The organism is Polynucleobacter sp. 73C-SIWE (assembly GCF_018882465.1).
Taxonomy (GTDB): domain Bacteria; phylum Pseudomonadota; class Gammaproteobacteria; order Burkholderiales; family Burkholderiaceae; genus Polynucleobacter.
Window position 1 is genome coordinate 899,666 of the sequence record NZ_JACVOK010000001.1, and the last position, 23,347, is coordinate 923,012.

Consider the following 23,347-nt stretch of genomic DNA (forward strand, 5'->3'; position numbering starts at 1 on the left):
GAGTTTAATGAATTAATGCGCCGATTGGCTATAAACGGCTTTTTCCCCACAATTACAGTTCCTGCAGGGTAGTTTCTCAATTCTTTGGTGGGCTACTTTAGGTAAATAAGTCTTCAGCTCGCCTAGATCTGGCAAAAAGAAATGAGGGGCTATTTCGAGGAGGGGGAGCAGAACAAACGAGCGTTCAATAATTCTAGGGTGAGGCAATATCAGCTCAGTTTCATTTTGGATCACGCCCTCAAAAGATAGGATATCTAGATCAAGCGTGCGTGGTGCGTTTGAGTAGGGGCGCTCTCTGCCAAACTCCTGCTCGATTGCTTGGCAGACATGCAGAAGGCCGTAGGGCGTGAGTTCAGTTTCAATTTCGATGACAGCATTGATGTAATCACCACCAGTGGCGTCAATAGGTGCGCTTTGATAAAAGCAGCTTTTAGCCAGAATTTGTAATTCCGAGCGCAGTGCCAGACAAACAATGGCGTCAGTGATGAGCTGGCGTGTGTCGCCAATGTTGCCGCCAAATCCGATAAATGCTCGTGCCATACGATTCCAAACTAGAGATAAAACTACTTTACTGAAATTTCTCTAAGTTTGCTTAGCCTGCTTCAGGTTCGGGAGATGAGTCAGACTTAGGCTTTCTACGACGCCTCCTTTTGGCAGGAGAGCTGGCGCTACTACCTAGTTCAGCCTTGGCGCTGGCCATTAAGGCTTCTTGACCAGCTGGATCGGCAGTAATGAAGTCAGTCCACCATTGCCCAATTGCAGGATCTTTTTCACCGGTTGCGCAGCGCAGGAGCATAAAGTCATAACCCGCCCTAAAGCGTGGAGATTCAATTAGACGATAGGGATAGCGCCCAACTCGCTTTTCAAAGCGGGGCTGCATTGACCAGATCTCACGCATATCACTTTCAAAACGACGCTGAATCGTCATCCCACTACTTTGGGTGGCAATCGTATCGTCCATGGCGTCATGCAGTGCGGGGATGTTAGATATCCCCTTGGCAATATTCGCTTTCCAATTTTTAAGCAGATCGGGCCAAAGCAGGGTGGCGAATAAGAATCCTGCCGAAACACTTTTGCCAGATTGAATGCGTTGGTCGGTATTGGCCAATGCTAATTTCACGAAATCATTCGCATCCTTAGAGTCCTCGCCACTATCGAGAATATGGTCGAGTAATGGCAGTAGACCATGATGAAGGCCAGCATCTTTTAAGCCTTGAATTGCAGCCCAAGAATATCCTGACATCAGTAACTTCAGGATTTCATCAAACAATCTGGCTGATGGGACGTCTTGCAAAAGATTGCTTAGCTTGGCAATCGGTGCACGGGTTGCTGCATCTAAGGTAAATCCAGTTTTAGCAGCAAAGCGGATGGCTCTGAGCATGCGAACTGGATCTTCACGATAGCGTTTTGCAGGATCGCCAATCATGCGCAAAGTTTTCTTTTGCATGTCAGCCATGCCACCGTGATAGTCCAGCACAGTTTCGCTAGAGGGATCGTAATACATGGCATTGATGGTGAAGTCTCGTCTTGCAGCATCTTCGCCTTGTGAGCCCCACACGTTATCGCGCAATATGCGCCCGCTTTCGGCAACATGATCGCCAGCATTATCTAGTAAGGCTCTAAAGGTAGAGACTTCAATGATTTCAGGGTGGCCTTTGCCAAAAAATGTGACATGCACAATCTGAAAACGTCGGCCAATGAGACGTGCTTTACGAAATAGTCTTTGGACTTGGTCTGGAGTGGCATTAGTAGCCACATCAAAATCTTTTGGACCAATCCCCAGTGCAAGATCACGTACTGCCCCACCAACAATAAAGGCTTCAAAGCCAGCTTGCTGAAGAGTGTCAGTGACTTTGACGGCATTCTTTGAGAGCAAATGGGGATCAATGCGATGGGCTTTTTTGGGAATGCGTTTTGGTGCCCCGGAATTATTAGCTTGCGTATGCTTGACCATGGGGTCGCGACGCAAGATACGGTTGATGAATTTAGTAATCATGCAAACAACTCAAGAATGGGCCAGTTGCGTTTATTGGCCTCATTGCGTAGACGTTCGTCTGGATTAGTGGCAACAGGGTTGCTAACCTCTTCTAATAAGGGGAGGTCATTGATGGAATCAGAGTAGAAATAGCTTCGTGGCATCTTATCAAAAGATAGTTCTTGGACTGCCAGCCATTCATGTAAGTTTTGAATCTTGCCTTCACGAAAATTCGGTATACCTTTTACTTCACCAGTGAAGTTCGCTAAAGGACTATCGCCGACTGTAGCGGGTTCAGTTGCAATCAGGTGTTCGATGCCAAAGCTTTCCACGATTGGGCGTGTAACAAAGCTATTGGTAGCGGTGATGACGCAGCAAATATCCCCAGCATCTTGATGCCGCTTTACCAAATCAATCGCTGATTGACGGAGATGGCTATTAATTACTTCCTTCATGAAAGCGTCATGCCATTCCTTGAGTTGCGAGCGGGAATGTTCCGAAAGTGGCTTTAAGGAAAAACGGAGAAATGCATGAATATCGAGCTTGCCTTCTTTATAGTCTTGATAAAAGCGCTCATTTTTTTTGGCGTAATCGACACCATCGACTACGCCGATGCGCGCTAAAAATTGACCCCACTCATAATCGCTATCGCAAGGGAGGAGGGTGCTGTCTAAGTCGAAAAGGGCTAACTGGGTCACAAATTGAATATGAAGTAAATTATTTTGGCTGTAAGAGCTCGCGAACGAGAGGTAAGGTTACAGCACGTTTTGTTTCTAATGAATACGCATCCAAAGCATCAATCAAGGCCATCAAATTGGGCATATCGCGATAAAAGCGATTGAGCAACCAAGGCAATACGTCAGGTGATAAAACCAATCCTCGTGCTTTAGCAGCTTGCTCTAAAGCTTGTATTTTCTCATCATCATCCAAAAGCTGTGTTTGAAAGACCAAACCCCATCCTAGGCGGGTCCGTAGATCTTCGCGTAAGTCCAAATTAGCTGGCGCAGCCTTGCCCGCCATCAATATATGAATATTCTTGCTAGCCTGAACACCATTCAGAATACGAAAGAGGGCGCCAACCAAACGCTCATCCAATGCATCTACATCATCAACAGTAATCACCGAGGGCGCATCACTTTGTACTAGAACACTCATTTTTTCTTCAAGACGAACCCAGGAAATGGGTTCTCTAGGATTCAGAGAAAAAGACTCAATTCCTGCATGCTCAGCAGCGTTTGTCATCGCCCCCAAGAGATGGGTTCGTCCAGATCCTTCTGGGCCCCACCAATAAATCCAGCGATGATTGAGTGGATTGCTATTTGGATTGCTAGATTGATTTTCCCAAGCGTTGCAAAGCGTTTGCAAAGTAGAAATTAGTGCTCTGTCATTGCTAGGCAAGTAATTATCGAGACTGGCTTTGGGTATGTGACTAAGATCTAAAGCAAATTGTCTTGGAAGCGGAGGCGTATTCATTCCTGAGAAATTATTTTTGATACCAGGGGCTCTGTGTGTACACAGACCAAAGATATTGAACTAATACCAAGCTGACAGCGCTAATCGGTAAGGCAAGTAGTACTCCAAAAAACCCAAAGAGTTTGCCAAAGAGCAGCAAGGCGAATAGCACCGCAACGGGGTGCAGGCCAATACGCTCACCTACTAGGCGGGGGGTTAAGAAAAAACCTTCGAGGAGTTGGCCGATGCCATAGAGGATTAGCACGGCTAAGAGTTCTGTACCGATACCAAATTGTAAAATAGCAGAGAGGACTGCAAGCGTTAAGCCAAGGGTAATTCCAATATAAGGAATCACAATCATTAATGCTGTAAATACACCGAGCGCTACTGCCCCTTTAATACCAATTAAGCTAAGACCAATGCTGTAAAACGCAGACATGATAGAAATGACGATGACCATTCCACGTAAATATTGTGAGAGCAAGCCATCGGTATGCATCGCTAGGTGATGAACTGTTTCTTGAGCACGCACTGGCACAATTTTTTTGATCAGTCCAAAGAAGTGATCCCAGTCAATCAGCAAATAGAACATCACAAAAATAATCAAAACAGAATTGACAAAAGCTGCGATGACCGAGCTACCAGACATGAGTACAGTTTCAAAAGTACTTGTCATGAGTGAATCAGCGTTGTCGCTAATATGCGTTGAAATTTTTTGAGAAGCGGTTGTTTTTAAAGCGCCCCAGTCGACATTCAGATTAAGCTCTGCCAATTTGGGCCCAAGCCAAGCCTGGGTATTTGCAATCCAGTCGGGCAATTGCTCCTTGATGAGGGGAATTTCGATTTTGAGGAGACCAATAAAGAGGCCCAAAATCGCTATGACCACGCCTAATCCAAGAATGACGCTGAGTCCAGCCGCTGCAATTGCAGGTATGCGACGTCCTTCTAGCCATAGAAAAGCGGGCCTTAGGATATAGGCCAGAATAAAAGCAGCCAGAAAAGGGGTAAAAATTTCAGCCATTACAAGTAATCCTCTAGAATTCAGTGATTCTACTGACCAAGTGACATTTTTCACCAATATTCCGACTCTGACATGACTTCATCTACTAATTCCCCATCAAAAGGCCTTTCTTACCGCGATGCTGGCGTCGATATTGACGCTGGGGATGACTTGGTTGATCGCATTAAGCCGCTAGCCAAGAAGACTATGCGAGAAGGTGTCTTGGCTGGAATTGGTGGTTTTGGAGCCCTTTTTGAAGTGCCTAAGCGCTATAAAGAGCCTGTTTTGGTATCGGGTACTGATGGTGTGGGAACTAAGCTTCGCTTAGCTTTTGAGTGGAACCGCCACGACACTATTGGTCAAGACTTGGTTGCCATGAGCGTCAACGATATTTTGGTCCAGGGTGCAGAGCCTCTTTTCTTCTTGGATTACTTTGCTTGCGGCAAGCTTACTGTCGATACTGCAGCCACTGTGGTTGGTGGTATTGCTAAAGGTTGTGAGTTATCTGGCTGTGCACTCATCGGTGGAGAAACTGCTGAGATGCCTGGTATGTATCCGCCAGGTGAGTATGACTTGGCTGGATTTGCAGTTGGTGCGGTTGAGAAATCGAGAATTATTACTGGCAATACGATTATCCCTGGCGATGTTGTCTTGGCAATTGGTTCGAGTGGTGCCCACTCCAATGGCTACTCATTAGTCCGCAAAATTATTGAACGTGCAGGTGCAAAGCCAACCGATGATTTAGGTGGTCGCCCTCTCGGCGATGTAGTCATGGCTCCAACTGAGATTTATGTGAAACCACTCTTGAAGCTCATTACTGAGATTGATGTGAAGGGGATGGCGCACATTACTGGCGGTGGTTTAGTGGATAACGTACCACGCGTTCTTCCAGAAAATACCCAAGCAGTATTGCATCGTGATAGCTGGCAAATGCCAGAACTCTTCCGTTGGTTGCAAATGAAGGGTGGCGTTGCTGATGCAGAGATGGTCCGCGTATTTAACTGCGGTATTGGCATGGTCGTGATTGTCTCTCCAAGCCAAGCGGATACTGCAATCAAATCATTGACAGCGCAAGGTCTCAAGGCTTGGACTGTCGGCGAGGTTGTAGATCGTCCCAAAGATGCGCCACAAACTATCGTCATCTAAAGTGACAAACGTTTTATTTTTGTAAAGTGCTTTTGCAGTAGTCCAGTGCTGCTGCAAGTTCTTCTGGCTTGAAGGGGTCGAAGGTTTTTCTGCCTGCAATTGCGCGTAACCAAGTCAATTGTCTTTTACCCAACTGCCTTGTGGCTGCCAGAGCTTTATAGCGCATCTGATCAAGATCAATTTCACCGTTCAGAAATTCCCATGCTTGTCGGTAGCCTACCGAACGAATGGCAGGCAGATCTGCATGTAAGTTGGAATTGGTGCGCAGCGCTTTGACTTCTTCTATAAATCCCGCGGCGAGCATTTCGTCAAAACGTTTTTCTAGGTTAGCATGCAATCTTGAGCGATCACTGGGTTCAAGAGACACTAACTGAATCCATGCAGGAATGCTTGAACCTTCTCTACCATCTTCACTGGGTGAGTCAGCTAGTAAGCTAGACATTGGCTTACCAGTGATCTCAAATACCTCTAGCGCACGCTGTACCCGTTGTGAATCATTGGGCTTTAAGCGTGCTGCTGTTTCTGGATCTACTTCCGCAAGTTTGGCGTGCATTGCTGGCCAACCAATGGCTTTGCCTTCTTCATCTAGGCGTACACGAATTTCTGGGTTAGCGGTTGGAAGAGCGGAGAGTCCGTGTGCCCAGGCACGCCAATACAGCATCGTGCCACCAACCACTACAGGAATATTTCCTCTACTGCGGATTTCTGAGCAAAGACGAGTGGCGTCTTTAGCAAAGCGTGCTGCTGAATAAACCTCTGTAGGTTCAAGAATATCGATGAGATGATGAATTACTGCGGCTTGTTCTGCTTTTGTGGGCTTTGCGCTGCCAATATCTAAACCGCGATAGACCAATGCAGAGTCCATGCTGATGATTTCAATCGTTAAGCCGATAGATTGAGCGTGCTCAGCAAGCAGCATGGCGAGATGGGTTTTGCCTGCACCAGTGGGACCCACAATACAAAGTGCTGGAATGGTCTCTGGAGCATGCAGATCCTGAATGTAGGGTTCAGTTTGCATGCCTGATTATAAGAGCCTGTTAATATCCGCATCAAGCCAATATTTGGAGTGCCAGTGGATGGATGCCCTTTTACAACTCAGTGATTTATTTCTACACATTGACCGTCATCTAGATGTGGTGATTGCGCAATATGGTCCCTGGGCTTATGGCTTGTTGTTTGCGATCGTCTTTGCTGAAACTGGTCTAGTGATTGCACCATTCTTGCCGGGGGACTCGCTTTTGTTTATTGCCGGGGCTTATTGCGCAACCGAGCATTTCAATCTCTGGACCTTATGCATTGGCTTATTTATCGCTGCAGTGGCAGGCAATACTGTCAACTACTTCATTGGCCGCTGGATTGGTCAAAGAATTTTTAGTAGTCAGTCGCGCTGGATTGATCAGCGAGCGTTATTAAAGACCCATGCGTTTTATGAGAAGCATGGTGGCAAGACGATTATCTTGGCACGCTTCTTACCCATCATTCGCACCTTTGCACCGTTCATTGCGGGCGTCTCCGAGATGAACTTCTCACGTTTTCAGTTTTTCAATATCACCGGAGCCTTACTGTGGGTCTTTGGCCTGGTGGTTGCTGGATACTTTTTTGGAAATATTCCGATCATTCGCCAAAACTTAAATGTGATTGTTTTGATTGGTATTGGTGCTGCGGCAATACCAGTTGTCTTGGCTGCGCTTTACAAAATATTTCAGCGCAAACAAAAGCAATAGTCAGGCTTATGCTTTCAGGCGAAGACTTAATGAAACTTCGCTTGGCTTTCTAGCGTGGCAATATGTTCACGAATATCGCTAGCATCTTCTGCTTCTGGTGATTCGCTCAGGTAGCGATGCATATCCTCTAAAGCGGGGCGTAAATATTCGAGTTGGGCAAAGATGAGTCCGCGATCACGAACTTCTTCGATTGAATCTGGCAGCAGAATCACTAAACGCTCTTGAATGCCTAGCAGGCGTTCCCAACGCTCATGTTCTGAATAGATCATTTTAAGATTACGCAGGAAGCGAGACAAGATTTCACGTGGGTTGGAGGCCCGCAGGAAGACATTGAGGGGTAGACTTAATTCACCACGGTAGCCCTTGGCATCCAAGTAGGGATCTAACATCTCTTGGAGTTGATTTTTAGAGAGTGATTCACCGGTCAGTGGATCCATGATGACCTCGCCTTGTTGCAAAGAGATGCGCATCATGAAATGGTTTGGAAATGAAACGCCACGAATCTTTAAACCAATTTGATTTCCCAATTCAATCATGAGAATAGCTAGTGAAATCGGAATGCCTCTACGATTCTCAAGCACATAATGCAAATAAGAATTTTCAGGCGCATAGAAATCGTTCGGGTTAGGGCCAAAGCCTAACTCGGTATAAAAAAAGTGCTTCAGAATTTGCAGGCGCTGAATCGGTGATGTGTCTGGAGTGATTCGCGACTTTAACTTATTGCCGAGTTGATCTAGTTGATCTAGTACTCCTTGAACATCTAAATCTGGATATGCATGTTGCGCCACGGCGATTGCCGCTTCCGTCAGCGGAAAATGTTCATCTTCAGCAACTAAAGAGGTGAAATAGTCGAGTTGTTGTGTTGGCATAGTTCCTATTTTGCATGACGCAAGAATTTTTGCCAGCGAATTCCAACAAGACCTAGGGCGCTAAAGTAAACAATGGCAGCAGTAGCCAGCCATGCCCCCAGCAGACCAATGCGCGTCCAGGGTTCGGCCTGGAGGGCAATCCAATCATGTGCTCCAGCAGCATAAAAAAGGACGGCTGAAAAAGGTAGCAAGGCAACAAACAGCTGCCCAAGGTATTTTGCCCAAGCCGAGCTAGGTAGGGCGCCACGCTGATGCAGGCCAACCCATAGCAGAGCGGCATTGAGGCAGGCACCAGCACCAACAGAGAGGGCTAGGCCTGCATGTCCTAGCCAGGGAACAAAAATGATGTTTGCTAATTGGGTTACGACAAGAACCAGCAGGCCAATTTTTACTGGGGTGCGTATATCTTGGCGTGAATAAAAACCAGGCGCCAAAATTTTGACCAAAATTAATCCAATCAAACCAACGCCATAAGCAGCTAATGCGCGTTGCGTCATCAGGACATCTAGTGCATTAAATTTTCCATAGTGATACAAGACTGCCGCAAGTGGTTCGCCGAAAATAAAGAGCGCAATTGCACAGGGTGTAGCTAATAAGAATGTGAGTTGCAATCCCCAGATTAATAATTCACCGGCGTGCGCTAAATCATTTTTTGCATTGGCCTTACTCAGACTTGGAAGTAGAACAGTGCCTAAAGCCACACCTAATAAGGCTGTTGGAAACTCCATCAAGCGATCGGCATAGGATAGCCAGGACACACTTCCAGTTTGTAAGCGTGAGGCAATATTAGTATTAATGATGAGGGATATTTGTGCGACCGATACAGCAAAGACTGCCGGCCCCATCAACTTTAAAACTCGCCTTGCTTCAGGATTGGCAACAGCAGATTTAACGGCGCCTGGTAATAAACCAATGCGTGGCAAAAGTCCTAGGCGAGAAAGTGCGGGAATCTGAATTGCCAATTGCAAGAAGCCACCTAAGAGCACGCCAACACTCAAGGCGTAGATTGGTTGCTCCAAATGGGGCGCTAAAAATAGCGCACTTCCAATTAAGGCCAGGTTTAATAAAACTGGCGTAAATGCTGGGATCGCGAAACGCTGGAAAGTATTCAAAATTCCAGCCGATAGTGAAACGAGAGAAATCAGCCCGATATAGGGAAACATGATGCGGGTCATCACAACGCTAGCCTCATAGGCTGGACCACCACTAAACCCGGTGGCAATCACCAGAATGAGCAAGGGTGCGCCAATGACGCCTAGCAATACCGTGAGCAGTAAAGCCCAAAATAAGAGGGTGGCGACCGCATTAACGAGGATGTGGGCCTGTTTTTGGTCCCCATCCTTGGAGATTTCTCCCAAAATAGGTACAAAAGCCTGAGAAAAGGCCCCTTCAGCAAATAAACGACGCAGTAAATTGGGGATCCTGAATGCCACATTAAAGGCATCCGTCCACTCTGAGGCCCCGAAACTACGGGCAATCAGGGTCTCCCGGAGCAATCCCGTAATGCGGGAGAGCATGGTGAGGGAGCTAACCTTGGCGGCGGCAGAAAGCAGGTTCATGAGCCGATTTTCACCTATTTATGGGTCGACTGGGCTTTTTTGCCCCTTTAAGGTAAAATCTTGGGTTTTGGCGAGCTTGCTTATGAATCTGGCAAGACCGCAGGATTTTTAACTAATCGCATTTTGTAATTTATAGAGGCAAGGTTTAAAGATGGCCAATACAGCACAAGCGCGTAAGCGCGCACGCCAGGCAGTAAAACAGAACGAACATAACTCCAGTTTGCGTTCAAAGCTACGCACTTCCATCAAGGCAGTTCGTAAGGCTATTGAAACTGGTGATAAAGCGTCTGCAGCGAAAGTATTCGCAGCAACTCAAGCAACAATCGACAAGATTGCTGACAAAAAGATTGCTCATAAAAATACTGCAGCTCGTCAGAAGTCACGTTTGTCCGCAGCCATTAAGGCGATGGCAGCGTAATACAGTATTAGTTTTAGGCTGGTCGAAGTAATTTCGGCCTAGGCCCGCTCCTCATCAGAGCGGGTTTTTGTTTTTAGGACTGGGTTTGTGGTTTGGGTTCAAACTCACAGGCTTCTTCGATTGGAAGGTCGTTGTCTTTGGCAAAGTTCATGACAAAGTCAAGCGCCCTTGGATCAAGATCTCCTAGTCTGGTATCGATAACAACGCATTTCACTTTTGCAATAAGCACTGGTCTGACATAGGGCGAATAAGTGAAGCGAGGGTCTCCAGAATCTCCTGGGGGGCGAAAGCTAGCCATGACCCCGCACAGACGCTCCGCCCAATCACTGGGCCGAAATGGTTTGCCAGAAGTGGTGATGCCTTGAATGAAAAGCTTTTTGTGGTTCAAGTTCGCGTCAAGAAGGTGGTGGGAATCAATATTACTAAGCCCTCTAGCTTAACAGCCTGAGTTGGCCGTAAGATGACTTTAGGTTCTATTTTCGTGCAGTCGAATGTTTTAAGAAAAAAATGCAAGCCAAAACTTTAGTAGAAAGCTCAACTATGACATCTCTGGCAAAGCCTCAAGTGCCCGGTCAGGTCAAGCACTATCTGCAGTTTTCTGACCTTACCCGCGAAGAATATGACTACCTGCTGAAAAGAGCGGCATGGCTCAAGTCGAAGTTCAAGAGTTACGAAACTTGGCACCCTCTTCATGACCGCACATTGGCCATGATTTTTGAGAAGCATTCCACACGTACCCGTCTTTCTTTTGAGGCGGGCATACATCAGCTTGGCGGGCATGCCGTATACCTCAATACCCGTGATACCCAGTTAGGTCGTGGCGAGCCTGTAGAAGACGCGGCACAAGTGATTTCAAGGATGACGGACATCATTATGATTCGCACCTTCGGCCAAGACATCATTGAGCGTTTTGCCTCCAAATCCAGAGTGCCAGTGATTAATGGCCTTACCAATGAATATCATCCCTGCCAAGTATTGGCAGATATCTTTACGCTGGTAGAAGCTCGCGGCTCAATCCAAGGTAAGACAGTTGCTTGGGTTGGAGATGCTAATAATATGGCTTACACCTGGATTCAGGCTGCCGAGTGTTTGGATTTTCAGATTCGCTTCTCAGCGCCCGAAGGTTATCAGTTAGACGCATCTCGTTTAACCAAGGCAGCGGCAAAACACCTCACAATTTGTACTGACCCAAAAGATGCGTGCAAGGGCGCAGACATGGTCACTACCGATGTTTGGACCAGCATGGGCTATGAAGCTGAAAACACTTCACGCATGAATGCTTTCCAAGATTGGATGGTCGATGAAGAATTAATGTCACTAGCAAAGTCGGACGCATTATTTATGCATTGTTTGCCAGCGCATCGTGGTGAAGAGGTTTCTACGGGTGTGATTGATGGTCCGCAAAGTATTGTTTGGGAAGAAGCAGAAAATCGCTTACATGTGCAGAAGGCCTTGATGGAGTATTTGCTCTGTGGCCGCTTGGACTAATACTATATTTTAGTAATTTATATTCGTTGTTTATTAATTAATTTTTGATTGAATAAAAAATCATGTCTGATATTAAAAAAGCCGTACTAGCCTATTCCGGTGGACTCGATACTAGTGTGATCTTGAAATGGCTTCAAGACACTTATGGTTGTGAGATTGTTACCTTTACTGCTGACCTCGGCCAGGGTGAAGAGCTAGAGCCAGCACGTGCAAAAGCATTGCAATTCGGTATCAAGCCAGAAAATATTTTTATTGATGACTTGCGTGAAGAGTTTGTTCGCGACTTTGTATTTCCAATGTTCCGCGCCAATACGATTTACGAAGGCGAATACCTCTTAGGCACCTCGATCGCTCGCCCATTAATTGCCAAGCGTCAAATTGAAATTGCTCGTTTGACCGGTGCGGATGCTGTATCCCATGGTGCTACTGGCAAAGGCAATGACCAGGTACGCTTTGAGTTGGGTTACTACGCACTTGAGCCAGGAATTAAAGTGATTGCACCATGGCGCGAATGGGATCTCCTCTCACGCGAGAAGTTGATGGCTTACGCAGAAAAGCATGGCATCCCAGTTGAGATGAAACACAAGCAGGGTGGTTCACCATACTCGATGGATGCCAATCTCTTACATATCAGTTATGAAGGTCGCCATTTAGAGAATCCAAACGCAGAGGCAGAAGAGTCTATGTGGCGTTGGACGGTTTCTCCTGAAAAGGCTCCAGACACTCCTGAAGTTATTGAGATCGAATTTAAAGCCGGTGATCCTGTTGCGATTAATGGCAAAGCCTATAAGCCACATGAGTTATTGGCTGAGCTCAATCGTATTGGTGGCATGCATGGCATTGGCCGTCTTGATTTGGTAGAAAACCGTTTCGTTGGCATGAAGAGTCGTGGTTGCTATGAGACTCCAGGTGGCACAATTCTTCTCAAAGCACACCGTGGCATTGAAAGTATTACGCTCGATCGCGAAGTGGCTCATTTAAAGGATGACTTGATGCCACGCTACGCTAGCTTGATTTACAACGGCTTGTGGTGGGCACCAGAGCGTGTTGCTTTGCAAACTCTGATTGACCATACCCAGCAGATGGTGAATGGCGTTGTACGCTTAAAACTCTATAAGGGTTCTGTATCCGTAATCTCACGTGATTCTGCAAATACCTTGTTTGATCAAAACATCGCGACCTTTGATGATGATGGTGGCGCCTATAACCAGGCTGATGCTGGTGGGTTTATCAAACTCAATGCCTTGCGTATGCGAATTGCTGAGACAGCAAAACGGAAGCGTGCAAAGAAGTAATTCGTAATAATCAGATGAGAAAGAACCAAGATGCAATTTGATCAAGTTTCAGTAGGCAAAAAAGCCAATGTATTTTTTGATGGTAAGTGTGTATCGCACACCGTGACTCTGCCCAATGGCGTGCGTAAGTCGGTTGGCGTTGTGTTGCCAAGCACCTTGCGTTTTGACCTCAGCACTAGAGAAGTAATGGAAGTAGTTGATGGCACTGCTTTTGTGAGCATTAATGGTGCTCCAGAGCAAGAGTTCAAAGTCGGTCAAAGCTGGGAAGTAGAGAAGGGTGGCTACTTCATTATCAGAGCTGAGCAGCCAGTGCACTATGTATGTCACTTCGAATAAATAGTTCGCCCTACTAAAGTAAAACGCAGACCAAGGTCTGCGTTTTTTATTTCCGGTAGAGAATGTAGCTATTATTTCTTGGGTAGTCCGCTAATTACAGACCCAGGGCCAATAACCCGTTCAGAGAACCATTGTTTATTCATCTCTAGCGCGTAACGCACTGCAGCTTTAGGACAGTGGTTATTCGTTGTTCCGGCTTGCATCTCTTCAATATTCACAATCTTGCCATCGTCTGCAATGAATGCAATCGCGAGGGGGATCTTGGTGTTAAACATCCAAAAGCAGTGCCCAGCCTTTTCTTCAAACACAAAGAGCATTCCAGAATTCATTGGCATGCTGGTGCGATTCATTAAACCAATCTGTCTTTTTTCTGGGGTATCGGCTAGCTCTGCTTGAATGCGGTAGATCCCGGTCTTTAGTTCAACTGTTGGCAAGCTAGTATTTACTTGCGCGAAGGCCAGGCTTGAACTGACCAAAAGGGCGCAAGGAATCAGATGGCGAAAAATATTGATTGATATATGCATGTAGCGCATTTTAAGTGAGTAAATTTCAGACGAAAAAAAACCCAGGAACAAGTCCTGGGTTTTAGTAATGATCTAAAGCAGATTAAGCTGCTTGGATATTAGTAGCTTGCTTGCCTTTAGGGCCTTGGGTAATGTCAAACGTTACCTTTTGGTTTTCCTTAAGGGTTTTGAACCCAGGCATAGTAATTGCGCTGAAATGCGCGAACAACTCTTCTTCACCATCATCAGGTTTGATAAAGCCAAAACCTTTTGCATCATTGAACCACTTAACAATTCCGGTCGCCATGCGAACTCCATTACATAAACTTAAAACAACCGTGATGAGGGTAAATACTTTTTAATCAGTCTCGCTCCACAACACGCCTAAATAGAACCTCTTTTGAAGCCTACCCCCCGATTGTTTGCCCTTTTTGTAGGGGTGTCAAGGAGTTATATTCACTTACCCCCTAGTAAATACCCCTTTTTTTACTGAAAAATGCCCCAATATGGGTTTAACAGGTCAATTTTGCAGGTTTTTAGCAACAAGACCCTAGTAAATTAAAGTTTGAATATCTGTGTTTAGAATGTTTCTCATGAGCCGTCCACCAAAAAACCCTACTACTGGCGTACCAATGAATCCCTATATTGAGGACACCATTCTTCTCGAAAAGCAGGCCGAGAAGGTTAAGGCGCCCTCAATGTATAAAGTTTTACTATTGAATGACGATTACACGCCAATGGAATTTGTGGTGATGGTGATTCAGGAGTATTTTAATAAGGATCATGAAACTGCTACACGCATCATGTTGCAAGTTCATTTAGTTGGCAAAGGTGTTTGCGGGATATTTACTCGCGATGTTGCTGCCACAAAGGTGCATCAAGTTATCGAACTCTCGCGTGAAGCGGGCCACCCACTACAGTGCACTATGGAGGAAGCATGATTGCCCAAGAATTAGAAGTTAGTTTGCATATGGCGTTTGTTGACGCGAGGGCATCACGACACGAGTTCATTACGGTTGAACATTTGTTGGCCGCGCTCTTGGATAATGCAACCGCGGTCGAGGTTCTTAAGGCCTGCGCGGTCAATATCGCCGAGCTGCGTGCACAACTGAAAAACTTTATCAATGACAACACTCCAGTTGTGCCGGGTAATGATGAGGTTGATACACAGCCTACGCTTGGATTTCAGCGTGTGATTCAACGCGCAATCATGCATGTGCAATCAACCTCGAATGGTAAGAAAGAAGTCACTGGCGCAAATGTCTTGGTTGCTATCTTCGGCGAAAAAGATTCACATGCAGTCTATTTCTTGCAGCAGCAAGGCGTGACCCGATTGGATGTAGTGAACTTTATTAGTCATGGCGTTCGTAAAGATCAAACCGAGCATGTAAAGCCTGCAGATGCCGCTCAAGAAACAGAAGAGGCTGCCTCCTCTGGTAAAGAGAGTCCGCTGGATCAGTACACACAAAATCTCAATGCACTAGCTCGCCAAGGCAAGATTGATCCGCTCATTGGGCGTGAAAGCGAAGTAGAGCGCGTAATTCAGGTCCTTTGCCGTCGCCGTAAGAACAACCCACTATTGGTTGGTGAGGCCGGTGTTGGTAAAACCGCCATTGCAGAGGGCTTGGCTTGGCGCATCGTAAAGGGTGACGTACCTGACATCTTGGCTAATGCAACTGTCTATTCCTTAGATATGGGTGCCCTGCTTGCTGGTACTAAATATCGGGGTGACTTTGAGCAACGCTTAAAGAGTGTTCTCAAATCCCTGAAGGATCATGCTCATGGCGTTTTATTCATCGATGAAATTCATACGCTGATTGGTGCGGGTGCCGCATCAGGTGGAACTTTGGATGCTAGCAATCTTTTAAAACCTGCCTTATCCAATGGTCAACTGAAGTGCATTGGCGCAACAACCTTTACTGAGTATCGCGGCATCTTTGAAAAAGACGCTGCTTTGTCACGCCGCTTTCAAAAAGTGGATGTCGTTGAGCCAACCGTGGATCAGACAGTACAAATCTTGCGAGGCCTCAAGTCTCGTTTTGAAGAGCATCATAGTGTGAAGTATGCTGCTGGGGCCTTGGTGGCTGCAGCAGAGCTTTCTGCGCGCTATATTAACGATCGCCATTTACCGGATAAAGCAATCGATGTGATTGACGAGGCTGGTGCTGCTCAACGTATTTTGCCGAAGTCTAAACAGAAGAAAACGATCGGTCGTCCAGAGATCGAAGAGATTGTTGCGAAGATTGCACGTATACCACCGCAGTCCGTTACGGTCGATGACCGTAGCAAATTACAAACCTTGGATCGCGATATTAAGAGTGTGGTCTTCGGCCAAGATCCCGCAATCGAAGCACTCGCTAGCGCCATTAAGATGACACGTGCCGGTCTAGGCAAGATCGATCGTCCAATTGGTTCATTTTTATTTTCCGGCCCAACGGGTGTTGGTAAGACTGAAGTTGCAAAGCAGCTCGCCTATATCTTAGGTATTGAGTTGCTTCGCTTTGATATGTCAGAGTACATGGAGCGTCATGCGGTCAGCCGTTTGATTGGCGCGCCTCCAGGGTATGTTGGCTTTGATCAGGGCGGCTTGCTGACTGAGGCTGTAAACAAGAAGCCACATTGCGTGCTTTTACTAGATGAGATTGAAAAAGCCCATCCGGATATTTTCAATATCCTCTTGCAGGTAATGGACCACGGCACTTTAACGGACAACAATGGTCGCAAGACGGATTTCCGTAATGTCATCATCATCATGACGACCAACGCTGGCGCTGAAGCGATGCAGAAATCGACCATCGGCTTTACTAATGCACGCGAGTCTGGTGATGAGATGGCGGACATTAAGAAGTTCTTCACCCCAGAGTTCCGTAACCGTTTGGATGCCATCGTTTCCTTTAAGGCCCTTGATGAAACCATCATCATGCGGGTGGTTGATAAGTTCTTAATGCAGTTGGAAGAACAGTTGCATGAGAAGAAGGTTGACGCCACATTCAGCTCAGCATTGCGTGCTCATCTGGCCAAACACGGATTTGATCCATTAATGGGTGCTCGTCCTATGCAGCGCATCATTCAAGATACTGTACGCAAGGCGCTTGCTGATGAGTTGCTCTTTGGTAAGTTGGCGCAGGGTGGCCATGTAGATGTTGATATTGATGCTGATGGCAAAGTGCAATTGAACTTTGAGGCCCCCGCGCTTCCCGGAAAGACTGCAAAAGTAGATGTAGTTCCTGCAGAAGAAATTTAAATTCACATAATAAGAAAAGGAAAACATGTCCCATCACGATAAATTGCTGGATGCTTTTGAGGTTTATAAAGCTGAGCATGAAAAGTTTGAAGGTAAAGGAATTAAAGCTTCCGCTACTCGTGCTCGTAAGGCCTTGCAGGAAATTGCAGGCTCTTGTAAAGAGCGTCGTAAAGAAATTTCTGCTGAGAAGGAGTCTCGAGAAGGCGCCGGTGCTGGCATGTCGCAAGATGCAGCACGCAAAGCGCATATTCGTAAGTAAGTGAAGTTACTGAAATAAAAAGCCACCTGAGGGTGGCTTTTTTATTGAGGCTTGGTAGCTTAAGCTCTGCCAGTGCTACCAAAGCCGCCAGCACCACGACTACTCTCAGTAAATTCCTCAACTACTTTGAGTTCTACTTGCTGGACTGGCATCACCACTAATTGGGCTAGGCGCTCCATTGGTTCTAACTTAAATGGGGTTGAGCTACGATTCCAAGTACTCACCATCAGTTGCCCTTGGTAGTCAGAATCAATTAAGCCAACTAAGTTTCCTAACACGATCCCGTGCTTATGCCCAAGACCAGAACGCGGGAGAATAAATGCGGCATAACGGGGATCTTCCACATAAATTGCTAGGCCGGTTGGTACCAAAACAGTTTGGCCTGGCGCAATCTCAATAGTTGCATCAATGCACGCACGTAAATCTAGACCTGCGCTGCCTGGCGTGCCATAGGTTGGCAATTGATCGCGCATACGTTCATCGAGAATTTTGACTTGAAGGGATTGCATGGAATTTCCTAAAGCGGTAGATATAAATTAAAAAATGATTTAAATTTTCTTGGCAACTAGCGTAATGAGTTGACGTGCGAGCTGAAGCTTTTCAGCTTTAGCAATTTTCTTGCTTCCAGTTTCATCAACTACCAGCAATTGGTTGAGGTCGCTACCAAAGGTTTCGTGACCGATATTACCCACAACCATTGGGATCCCTTTACGCTGACGCTTTTCAGCTGCATGCGCCTCGAGGTCGGTAGATTCGGCTGCAAAGCCAACGCAATATGGATATGGTTTGCCACCTTTGGTCTTAACGGTCTTTGCCACATCCAACAGAATGTCGGGATTAGCAATAAATTCAATACTCGGCGCATCTTTGCCTTGACGCTTAATCTTTTCTTTTGAGGGCTTTGCAATACCCCAATCGGCTACTGCAGCAACAGCAAAGAAGATGTCGTAATCAGCATCATTGAGTACTGCTAGATGCATTTCTCTGGCACTAGTGACATTAGTGCGCGCAATCTTTCCAGTCGCCTCTAATGGTGTTGCCAAATCACAAGGGCCGGCGATTAGCTGTACTTGTGCACCAGCTTCGACTGCAGCGCGTGCAATTGCAAATCCCATCTTGCCTGAACTGTGATTGGTAATGCCGCGAACTGGATCAATGGCTTCAAAGGTTGGGCCTGCAGTAATTAAAACTTTCTTTCCAAGCAAAGTTTTTTTCTGAAAGAAAGCGATCACTTGTTCAGCAATTTCAGATGGCTCAAGCATTCTGCCCATACCAACCTCTCCACAGGCCTGAAAGCCGCTTGCTGGGCCAAGAAGGGTAACCTTATCTTGCTCTAGCCGCTTTACGCTGCGTTGGGTAGCAGCGTGTTCCCACATTTGTTTATTCATTGCGGGTACGAGTAAAAGCGGACAATCTCTTGCAAGACACAGAGTGCTGAGTAAATCATCAGCTAACCCTAGAGATAGCTTGGCCATTAAGTCAGCACTGGCAGGTGCAATCACAATGGCATCTGCAGCACGCGATAGCTCGATATGGGCCATATTATTACTAATGCTGCTATCCCACTGACTGGTGTAAACCGGATTACCCGTGAGCGCTTGCATAGTGACAGGCGTTACGAATTGCGTTGCAGCCTCAGTCATGACAACTTGTACTGAAGCGCCTTCTTGCATCAACTGACGAGCAAGCTCAGGAGTCTTATAGGCGGCAATACCGCCAGAGATTCCGAGAACGATTTTCTTATTTAAAAGTGATTGCATGGCGCCAGCTTAATGGGATTGGGCAGATTTGCCAAATGACTTGCGTAATTCACTCCAAATGATGAGGCCAGCACCAATGCAGATAGCGCTATCGGCAATATTGAAGGCGGGCCAATGCCAACTTGAGTAATACAGATCAATAAAGTCAACAACGGCTCCGTACATGACTCGATCTAAAACATTACCAAGAGCACCGCCTAGGATCAGACTTAGCGATACGCATAGCATTTTGTCATTGAGACTTTTGCGTAGTAGCCAGAGGATATAAACGCAGGCTGCTAGGCCAATAATGGTAAAGAACCAGCGTTGCCAACCAGAGCCTTCCGCCAAAAAAGAAAACGCTGCTCCAGGATTAAACAGGAGGAGCCAATTCACAAAAGGAAGAACTGGCTCCGGCACACCTAGCTGCAAATTACTTAATGCTGACCATTTACTCAATTGATCCAAGAGCAGGGTGATCAGTGCAATTGCGAGATAGCGTAGATATGCCAGGCTCATAAATTTAGCTATTAAGCAAAGAGGCGGTGATCACCATCGCCAAAAAGATTGCTAATGCAGCGACTACAGAGCTCAGGATGATCGGCATTACTACCGACATCTTTAGTGTGATGCCAGCAGCGACCACACTTCTTGTATTGACTGCCACGCACTAAGACCTCTAGACCTTCATTACTAAGTTCAATATTGGCACTTGAGGTAATTGTTACAAAGCGTAAGTCATCCTCTAATGAATGAAGGATTGCAAAGTCAACATCACCAACTTTAATAGTCAGTTCAGCCTGTAGTGATGAGCCAACATTTCCGGCTTCGCGCTCTACTTCAATTGCTTTAGTGACTTCAGAGCGGATTTCGCGGATACGGTTCCACTTATCGAGTAACTCATTTGCATTGGCAATTTCAGGGAAGCTAGCAAACTCTTCCATGAAGATCGACTCTGCCTTATTCCCTGCGCCATGTGGAAAATCTTGCCATGCCTCTTCTGCGGTAAAGGAGAGGAATGGAGCGAGCCATTTCAAGAGATTGCGCGTAATGTGAAATAAAGCATTCTGTGCCGCACGACGATCCGGTGAGTCAGGTGCGCTGGTATAGAGACGATCTTTCAGAATGTCTAAATAGAATCCACCCAAATCTTCTGAGCAGAATGACAGCATACGAGCTACAGCAGGATGGAATTCATATGCTTTGTAGTGCGCTTCAACAACACCCTGGATTTGATTTGCTAATGCGACGGCATAGCGATCAATTTCTAACCATTGCTCAGCAGGCATGGCATGTTTGCTAGGATCAAAATCAGAGAGATTGGCTAATAAGAAGCGAAGTGTGTTGCGAATGCGGCGATAACTCTCGGTAACCCGTTTGAGAATCTCATCCGAGATCGTCATCTCACCAGAGTAGTCGGTTGAGGCTACCCAGAGGCGAATGATTTCAGCGCCGAGCTTGTCAGCAACTTGCTGTGGAGCAATTACGTTGCCAACAGATTTACTCATCTTGCGCCCTTGGCCGTCAACAGTAAATCCGTGGGTGAGGAGTGCTTTATAAGGTGGCTTACCATCAAGCATTGCACCAGTGAGTAGGGAGGAATGGAACCAGCCGCGATGTTGGTCTGAGCCTTCAAGGTATAAATCAGCTAGGCGTCCATTGGGGGTTTCTGCATCAGCTGTAAGAAGCTTATTATGGTGCGAGCCACGGATCACGTGCCAATGCGTTGTTCCGGAATCAAACCAAACGTCGAGAGTGTCACGATTCTTTTCATATTGAGCAGCTTCATCACCAAGCAACTCTGACACTTCAAGTTGCTGCCAGGCTTCAATGCCACCCTTTTCTACGCGCTTGGCTACTTCTTCGAGTAACTCAACGGTGCGTGGGTGCGGTTCACCACTTTCTTTATGCACAAAGAAAGCCATTGGCACACCCCATTGGCGCTGACGTGACAAAGTCCAGTCAGGGCGATTGGTAATCATGCTGTGCAAACGTTGCTTGCCCCAGGCAGGGAAGAACTCAGTGCTATCAATGCCCGCTAATGCAGTCTCACGCAAGCTCGCCTTACCATCGGATGGTTTCTTATCCATGCTTGCAAACCACTGCGAAGTAGCGCGATAGATGATGGGTGACTTATGACGCCAGCAATGCATATACGAGTGGGTATAGGTCTTATCGCGGAGCAAGCTGCCAGCTTCGCGCATTGCCTCCACAATCTTGGGGTTTGCTTTCCAGATGTACTCGTTAGCAAAGAGCGGTAACCATGATGCATATACGCCATTGCCCATGACTGGATTGAGAATGTCTTTATCAGCCAGTTTGTTTGCTTTACAAGACTTAAAGTCTTCTTCGCCATAGGCAGGTGCAGAGTGAACAATGCCCGTACCAGTGTCGAGTGTGACGTACTCGGCTGGATAAATTGGTGAAAGACGTTTGTAGCCTTCATGCAATGGCGCAAGCGGATGCCAGAAAGAAATATTGGCTAATTGAGTGCCGGTACACGTTGCAATCACTTTGCCTTCGAGGCCATAGTCTTGTAGACAAGTTTCAACCCGATCTTTTGCTAGGATTAATAACTTATCGCCAACATCTACTAATGCATAAGTCAGTTCTGGGTGAACGTTCATTGCTTGGTTTGCAGGAATGGTCCAAGGGGTTGTTGTCCAGATCGCAATCTGGCCAGGCTTATTGGGAAGCTCTGACAGCCCAAATGCTTTGGCAAGTTGTGGGCGTTGCGCATCATCAAAGGCAAAACCAACATCTACGGTTGGGTCTGTTTTATCTTGGTACTCGACTTCAGCTTCTGCTAGGGCTGAGCCGCAGTCAAAGCACCAGTTCACTGGCTTGAGGCCGCGGAAGACGTAACCCTTTTCCCAGATCTTGCCCAAGGCGCGAATTTCATCAGCCTCATTGCGATAGTTCATGGTGAGATAAGGGTTGTTCCAATCACCGAGAACACCTAAACGCTCAAAGTCTTTTTTCTGCTTGTCGACCTGCACTTGCGCATAGGCACGGGCTTTCGATTGCACTTCAGCAGTTGGTAGGTTTTTGCCAAACTGCTTTTCAATCTGAATCTCAATAGGCATGCCATGGCAATCCCAGCCAGGAACATATACAGAATCAAAGCCCATCAACCAGCGAGATTTAACAATCATGTCTTTGAGGATTTTATTGACCGCATGACCAATATGAATATCACCGTTTGCATATGGGGGTCCATCATGCAAGATGAACTTCGGTTGATTGGCGTGTGCCGCACGAATTTTTTCGTAGAGCTTATTTTTTTGCCACTGAGCGACCCATTGTGGTTCACGCTTCGCTAGATCTCCTCGCATTGGAAATGCGGTATCAAGAAGATTCACGGGATAAGAGTTTTCTTTTTCAGACATAAGCTTTTTTCTGGAAATAATTTCTGGCATGCTTTGCATCTGCTGCAATTGCATTTGTGAGGGTGTCGAGGTCATCATACTTAGCCTCGTCACGAATTTTTTCTAAGAGCTCTACGGTAATAATTTTTCCATAGACATCTTGTTGGTAATCAAAGATGTGCGTCTCCAGTAGTACGCGTCCTTCATCCTCTACTGTGGGCCTAATACCCAGGCTGGCTACAGCGGGTAAGGGCTTTTCACTGAGGCCCAAGACTTGCGCAGTAAAAATTCCAGTAGTTGCCGGCTTACGGTGATGCAAGTGATTGCCAACTGCAAGATTTAAGGTGGGGAAGCCAAGTTTGCGGCCCAATTGCTGTCCATGAATGACATGACCAGAAATTGCATAGGGACGGCCTAATAATTTTTCAGCTAAATGCATGTTGCCATTGGCAAGTGCAGTACGTAATGCGGAACTTGAAATCCGCTCACCATCCTCCAAAATCGTTTGAATACTAGAGACTTCAAAACCATATTTTTCACCGGCTGCTTTAAGGCTGGAAAAATTGCCTGTACGTTTTGCACCGTAGCAAAAATCATCGCCTATCAAAATCCATTTGGCATTCAGGCGCTTCACAATAATTTCTGAAACAAATTCTTCTGGAGTGAGACGAGCAAATGCTGTATTGAAATGCTCCACCATGACACGATCAATTCCGAGTTCGGCCAAGGCGGCAAGTTTGTCGCGCAGATTCAGAATGCGCGGCGGCGCTTGCTCTGGTGAGAAGAATTCTTTTGGGTGTGGCTCGAAGGTCATGACGCAACTTACTAGGCCCCGTTCTTTGGCGCCATCCACGAGCTGTTTCAGTAGGGCGCGATGACCCCTGTGCACGCCATCGAAATTACCGATGCTGAGGGCACAAGCAGGTCCTGCAGAAAACTGGGTCGGGCCACGGAATACGTTCACAAAATCGC

Annotated in this window: 25 protein-coding genes; 9 read left to right on the forward strand and 16 right to left on the reverse strand. The window is 46.5% G+C overall.

Annotated features, from left to right (window positions below; all coding sequences use genetic code 11):
• Window positions 1-12 precede the first annotated feature (12 nt).
• Genes folK through ICN17_RS04675 form a run of 5 tightly spaced genes read right to left on the reverse strand, consistent with a single transcriptional unit; the run spans window position 13 to window position 4,448 of the window.
• A complete protein-coding gene (gene folK / locus ICN17_RS04655; protein WP_216236336.1) occupies window positions 13-540 on the reverse strand; it encodes a 2-amino-4-hydroxy-6-hydroxymethyldihydropteridine diphosphokinase in 528 nt (175 codons plus the stop codon).
• Between the two features lie 52 nt (window positions 541-592).
• Window positions 593-1,996, reverse strand: coding sequence for a polynucleotide adenylyltransferase PcnB (gene pcnB / locus ICN17_RS04660; protein WP_216236337.1), 1,404 nt, complete (start codon window positions 1,994-1,996; stop codon window positions 593-595).
• On the reverse strand, window positions 1,993-2,673 hold the full coding sequence (locus ICN17_RS04665) for an HAD-IB family hydrolase (RefSeq protein ID WP_216236338.1): 681 nt from the start codon (window positions 2,671-2,673) through the stop codon (window positions 1,993-1,995). Before ICN17_RS04665 ends, pcnB begins: the two co-directional genes overlap by 4 nt.
• 19 nt (window positions 2,674-2,692) lie before the next feature.
• Window positions 2,693-3,448 carry a DnaA regulatory inactivator Hda gene (gene hda, locus ICN17_RS04670; protein ID WP_216236339.1) on the reverse strand — a complete coding sequence of 252 codons (756 nt, stop codon included), beginning with the start codon at window positions 3,446-3,448 and terminating at the stop codon, window positions 2,693-2,695.
• A gap of 10 nt (window positions 3,449-3,458) precedes the next feature.
• Window positions 3,459-4,448: an AI-2E family transporter gene (locus tag ICN17_RS04675; protein ID WP_216236340.1), complete on the reverse strand. Its 990-nt coding sequence runs from the start codon at window positions 4,446-4,448 to the stop codon at window positions 3,459-3,461.
• Window positions 4,449-4,520: 72 nt separating this feature from the next.
• Here ICN17_RS04675 and purM point away from each other — a divergent pair, with 72 nt between their 5' ends.
• Complete coding sequence (gene purM / locus ICN17_RS04680; protein ID WP_216236341.1) at window positions 4,521-5,573, forward strand: phosphoribosylformylglycinamidine cyclo-ligase; 1,053 nt, start codon at window positions 4,521-4,523, stop codon at window positions 5,571-5,573.
• A 13-nt stretch (window positions 5,574-5,586) separates the two neighbouring features.
• Here purM and miaA read toward each other — a convergent pair whose 3' ends face one another.
• Window positions 5,587-6,591: a tRNA (adenosine(37)-N6)-dimethylallyltransferase MiaA gene (miaA, locus tag ICN17_RS04685; protein ID WP_216236342.1), complete on the reverse strand. Its 1,005-nt coding sequence runs from the start codon at window positions 6,589-6,591 to the stop codon at window positions 5,587-5,589.
• A gap of 58 nt (window positions 6,592-6,649) precedes the next feature.
• Between miaA and ICN17_RS04690 the strand changes: the two genes are divergently transcribed.
• Window positions 6,650-7,297 carry a VTT domain-containing protein gene (locus ICN17_RS04690; RefSeq protein ID WP_216236343.1) on the forward strand — a complete coding sequence of 216 codons (648 nt, stop codon included), beginning with the start codon at window positions 6,650-6,652 and terminating at the stop codon, window positions 7,295-7,297.
• 26 nt (window positions 7,298-7,323) lie between these two features.
• Here ICN17_RS04690 and ICN17_RS04695 read toward each other — a convergent pair whose 3' ends face one another.
• Together ICN17_RS04695 and murJ are read right to left on the reverse strand one after the other, a co-directional pair.
• Complete coding sequence (locus ICN17_RS04695) at window positions 7,324-8,166, reverse strand: SirB1 family protein (RefSeq protein WP_087909450.1); 843 nt, start codon at window positions 8,164-8,166, stop codon at window positions 7,324-7,326.
• A gap of 5 nt (window positions 8,167-8,171) precedes the next feature.
• Complete coding sequence (gene murJ, locus ICN17_RS04700; RefSeq protein ID WP_216236344.1) at window positions 8,172-9,725, reverse strand: murein biosynthesis integral membrane protein MurJ; 1,554 nt, start codon at window positions 9,723-9,725, stop codon at window positions 8,172-8,174.
• Between the two features lie 151 nt (window positions 9,726-9,876).
• Here murJ and rpsT point away from each other — a divergent pair, with 151 nt between their 5' ends.
• Entirely contained in the window at window positions 9,877-10,143 is a 267-nt protein-coding gene (gene rpsT, locus ICN17_RS04705; protein ID WP_071466054.1) for a 30S ribosomal protein S20, read from the forward strand.
• Window positions 10,144-10,216: 73 nt separating this feature from the next.
• On the opposite strand, the gene ICN17_RS04710 is transcribed toward rpsT, so the two are convergent.
• Window positions 10,217-10,531: a DUF3579 domain-containing protein gene (locus tag ICN17_RS04710; RefSeq protein WP_087909448.1), complete on the reverse strand. Its 315-nt coding sequence runs from the start codon at window positions 10,529-10,531 to the stop codon at window positions 10,217-10,219.
• Between the two features lie 152 nt (window positions 10,532-10,683).
• Here ICN17_RS04710 and argF point away from each other — a divergent pair, with 152 nt between their 5' ends.
• The 3 genes from argF (at window position 10,684) to ICN17_RS04725 (ending at window position 13,262) form a co-directional block, all read left to right on the forward strand.
• The gene (gene argF, locus ICN17_RS04715; protein WP_216236345.1) at window positions 10,684-11,631 is read left to right on the forward strand and encodes an ornithine carbamoyltransferase; all 948 of its coding nucleotides are present in this window, start codon (window positions 10,684-10,686) and stop codon (window positions 11,629-11,631) included.
• 62 nt (window positions 11,632-11,693) lie between these two features.
• A complete protein-coding gene (locus ICN17_RS04720; RefSeq protein WP_216236346.1) occupies window positions 11,694-12,926 on the forward strand; it encodes an argininosuccinate synthase in 1,233 nt (410 codons plus the stop codon).
• A 30-nt stretch (window positions 12,927-12,956) separates the two neighbouring features.
• A complete protein-coding gene (locus tag ICN17_RS04725) occupies window positions 12,957-13,262 on the forward strand; it encodes a pyrimidine/purine nucleoside phosphorylase (protein WP_216236347.1) in 306 nt (101 codons plus the stop codon).
• Between the two features lie 71 nt (window positions 13,263-13,333).
• Here ICN17_RS04725 and ICN17_RS04730 read toward each other — a convergent pair whose 3' ends face one another.
• Together ICN17_RS04730 and ICN17_RS04735 are read right to left on the reverse strand one after the other, a co-directional pair.
• Window positions 13,334-13,786, reverse strand: a complete 453-nt coding sequence (locus ICN17_RS04730) for a DUF192 domain-containing protein (protein ID WP_216236348.1) — start codon at window positions 13,784-13,786, stop codon at window positions 13,334-13,336.
• An 82-nt stretch (window positions 13,787-13,868) separates the two neighbouring features.
• Complete coding sequence (locus ICN17_RS04735) at window positions 13,869-14,072, reverse strand: cold-shock protein (protein WP_011903586.1); 204 nt, start codon at window positions 14,070-14,072, stop codon at window positions 13,869-13,871.
• A 325-nt stretch (window positions 14,073-14,397) separates the two neighbouring features.
• Here ICN17_RS04735 and clpS point away from each other — a divergent pair, with 325 nt between their 5' ends.
• The 3 genes from clpS to ICN17_RS04750 are packed head-to-tail and all read left to right on the forward strand — an operon-like array spanning window position 14,398 to window position 17,268.
• Window positions 14,398-14,706: an ATP-dependent Clp protease adapter ClpS gene (gene clpS / locus ICN17_RS04740; protein WP_370625959.1), complete on the forward strand. Its 309-nt coding sequence runs from the start codon at window positions 14,398-14,400 to the stop codon at window positions 14,704-14,706.
• Window positions 14,703-17,009, forward strand: coding sequence for an ATP-dependent Clp protease ATP-binding subunit ClpA (gene clpA, locus ICN17_RS04745; protein WP_216236349.1), 2,307 nt, complete (start codon window positions 14,703-14,705; stop codon window positions 17,007-17,009). Before clpS ends, clpA begins: the two co-directional genes overlap by 4 nt.
• A 25-nt stretch (window positions 17,010-17,034) precedes the next feature.
• Complete coding sequence (locus ICN17_RS04750; protein WP_087909442.1) at window positions 17,035-17,268, forward strand: hypothetical protein; 234 nt, start codon at window positions 17,035-17,037, stop codon at window positions 17,266-17,268.
• 59 nt (window positions 17,269-17,327) lie between these two features.
• Here the strand turns inward: ICN17_RS04750 and dut are convergent, their stop codons facing one another.
• Genes dut through ICN17_RS04775 form a run of 5 tightly spaced genes read right to left on the reverse strand, consistent with a single transcriptional unit; the run spans window position 17,328 to window position 23,339 of the window.
• Window positions 17,328-17,777, reverse strand: a complete 450-nt coding sequence (gene dut / locus ICN17_RS04755) for a dUTP diphosphatase (RefSeq protein ID WP_216236350.1) — start codon at window positions 17,775-17,777, stop codon at window positions 17,328-17,330.
• A gap of 39 nt (window positions 17,778-17,816) precedes the next feature.
• Window positions 17,817-19,028 carry a bifunctional phosphopantothenoylcysteine decarboxylase/phosphopantothenate--cysteine ligase CoaBC gene (gene coaBC, locus ICN17_RS04760; RefSeq protein WP_216236351.1) on the reverse strand — a complete coding sequence of 404 codons (1,212 nt, stop codon included), beginning with the start codon at window positions 19,026-19,028 and terminating at the stop codon, window positions 17,817-17,819.
• A gap of 9 nt (window positions 19,029-19,037) precedes the next feature.
• Window positions 19,038-19,526, reverse strand: a complete 489-nt coding sequence (gene lspA / locus ICN17_RS04765) for a signal peptidase II (protein ID WP_216236352.1) — start codon at window positions 19,524-19,526, stop codon at window positions 19,038-19,040.
• Window positions 19,527-19,537: 11 nt separating this feature from the next.
• Window positions 19,538-22,414, reverse strand: a complete 2,877-nt coding sequence (gene ileS, locus ICN17_RS04770) for an isoleucine--tRNA ligase (RefSeq protein WP_370625960.1) — start codon at window positions 22,412-22,414, stop codon at window positions 19,538-19,540.
• Window positions 22,389-23,339, reverse strand: a complete 951-nt coding sequence (locus ICN17_RS04775; RefSeq protein WP_216236353.1) for a bifunctional riboflavin kinase/FAD synthetase — start codon at window positions 23,337-23,339, stop codon at window positions 22,389-22,391. The genes ileS and ICN17_RS04775 overlap by 26 nt, the downstream gene beginning before the upstream one ends.
• Window positions 23,340-23,347 lie beyond the last annotated feature (8 nt).

What these genes read in the sequence shown, in the direction of transcription:
- folK (WP_216236336.1), bottom strand. Translation starts at nt 540, where the DNA reads ATGGCACGAGCATTTATCGGATTTGGCGGCAACATTGGCGACACACGC.
- pcnB (WP_216236337.1), bottom strand. Translation starts at nt 1,996, where the DNA reads ATGATTACTAAATTCATCAACCGTATCTTGCGTCGCGACCCCATGGTC.
- hda (WP_216236339.1), bottom strand. Translation starts at nt 3,448, where the DNA reads ATGAATACGCCTCCGCTTCCAAGACAATTTGCTTTAGATCTTAGTCAC.
- ICN17_RS04675 (WP_216236340.1), bottom strand. Translation starts at nt 4,448, where the DNA reads ATGGCTGAAATTTTTACCCCTTTTCTGGCTGCTTTTATTCTGGCCTAT.
- purM (WP_216236341.1), top strand. Translation starts at nt 4,521, where the DNA reads ATGACTTCATCTACTAATTCCCCATCAAAAGGCCTTTCTTACCGCGAT.
- miaA (WP_216236342.1), bottom strand. Translation starts at nt 6,591, where the DNA reads ATGCAAACTGAACCCTACATTCAGGATCTGCATGCTCCAGAGACCATT.
- ICN17_RS04690 (WP_216236343.1), top strand. Translation starts at nt 6,650, where the DNA reads ATGGATGCCCTTTTACAACTCAGTGATTTATTTCTACACATTGACCGT.
- ICN17_RS04695 (WP_087909450.1), bottom strand. Translation starts at nt 8,166, where the DNA reads ATGCCAACACAACAACTCGACTATTTCACCTCTTTAGTTGCTGAAGAT.
- murJ (WP_216236344.1), bottom strand. Translation starts at nt 9,725, where the DNA reads ATGAACCTGCTTTCTGCCGCCGCCAAGGTTAGCTCCCTCACCATGCTC.
- rpsT (WP_071466054.1), top strand. Translation starts at nt 9,877, where the DNA reads ATGGCCAATACAGCACAAGCGCGTAAGCGCGCACGCCAGGCAGTAAAA.
- argF (WP_216236345.1), top strand. Translation starts at nt 10,684, where the DNA reads ATGACATCTCTGGCAAAGCCTCAAGTGCCCGGTCAGGTCAAGCACTAT.
- ICN17_RS04720 (WP_216236346.1), top strand. Translation starts at nt 11,694, where the DNA reads ATGTCTGATATTAAAAAAGCCGTACTAGCCTATTCCGGTGGACTCGAT.
- ICN17_RS04725 (WP_216236347.1), top strand. Translation starts at nt 12,957, where the DNA reads ATGCAATTTGATCAAGTTTCAGTAGGCAAAAAAGCCAATGTATTTTTT.
- ICN17_RS04730 (WP_216236348.1), bottom strand. Translation starts at nt 13,786, where the DNA reads ATGCATATATCAATCAATATTTTTCGCCATCTGATTCCTTGCGCCCTT.
- ICN17_RS04735 (WP_011903586.1), bottom strand. Translation starts at nt 14,072, where the DNA reads ATGGCGACCGGAATTGTTAAGTGGTTCAATGATGCAAAAGGTTTTGGC.
- clpS (WP_370625959.1), top strand. Translation starts at nt 14,398, where the DNA reads ATGAATCCCTATATTGAGGACACCATTCTTCTCGAAAAGCAGGCCGAG.
- clpA (WP_216236349.1), top strand. Translation starts at nt 14,703, where the DNA reads ATGATTGCCCAAGAATTAGAAGTTAGTTTGCATATGGCGTTTGTTGAC.
- ICN17_RS04750 (WP_087909442.1), top strand. Translation starts at nt 17,035, where the DNA reads ATGTCCCATCACGATAAATTGCTGGATGCTTTTGAGGTTTATAAAGCT.
- dut (WP_216236350.1), bottom strand. Translation starts at nt 17,777, where the DNA reads ATGCAATCCCTTCAAGTCAAAATTCTCGATGAACGTATGCGCGATCAA.
- coaBC (WP_216236351.1), bottom strand. Translation starts at nt 19,028, where the DNA reads ATGCAATCACTTTTAAATAAGAAAATCGTTCTCGGAATCTCTGGCGGT.
- lspA (WP_216236352.1), bottom strand. Translation starts at nt 19,526, where the DNA reads ATGAGCCTGGCATATCTACGCTATCTCGCAATTGCACTGATCACCCTG.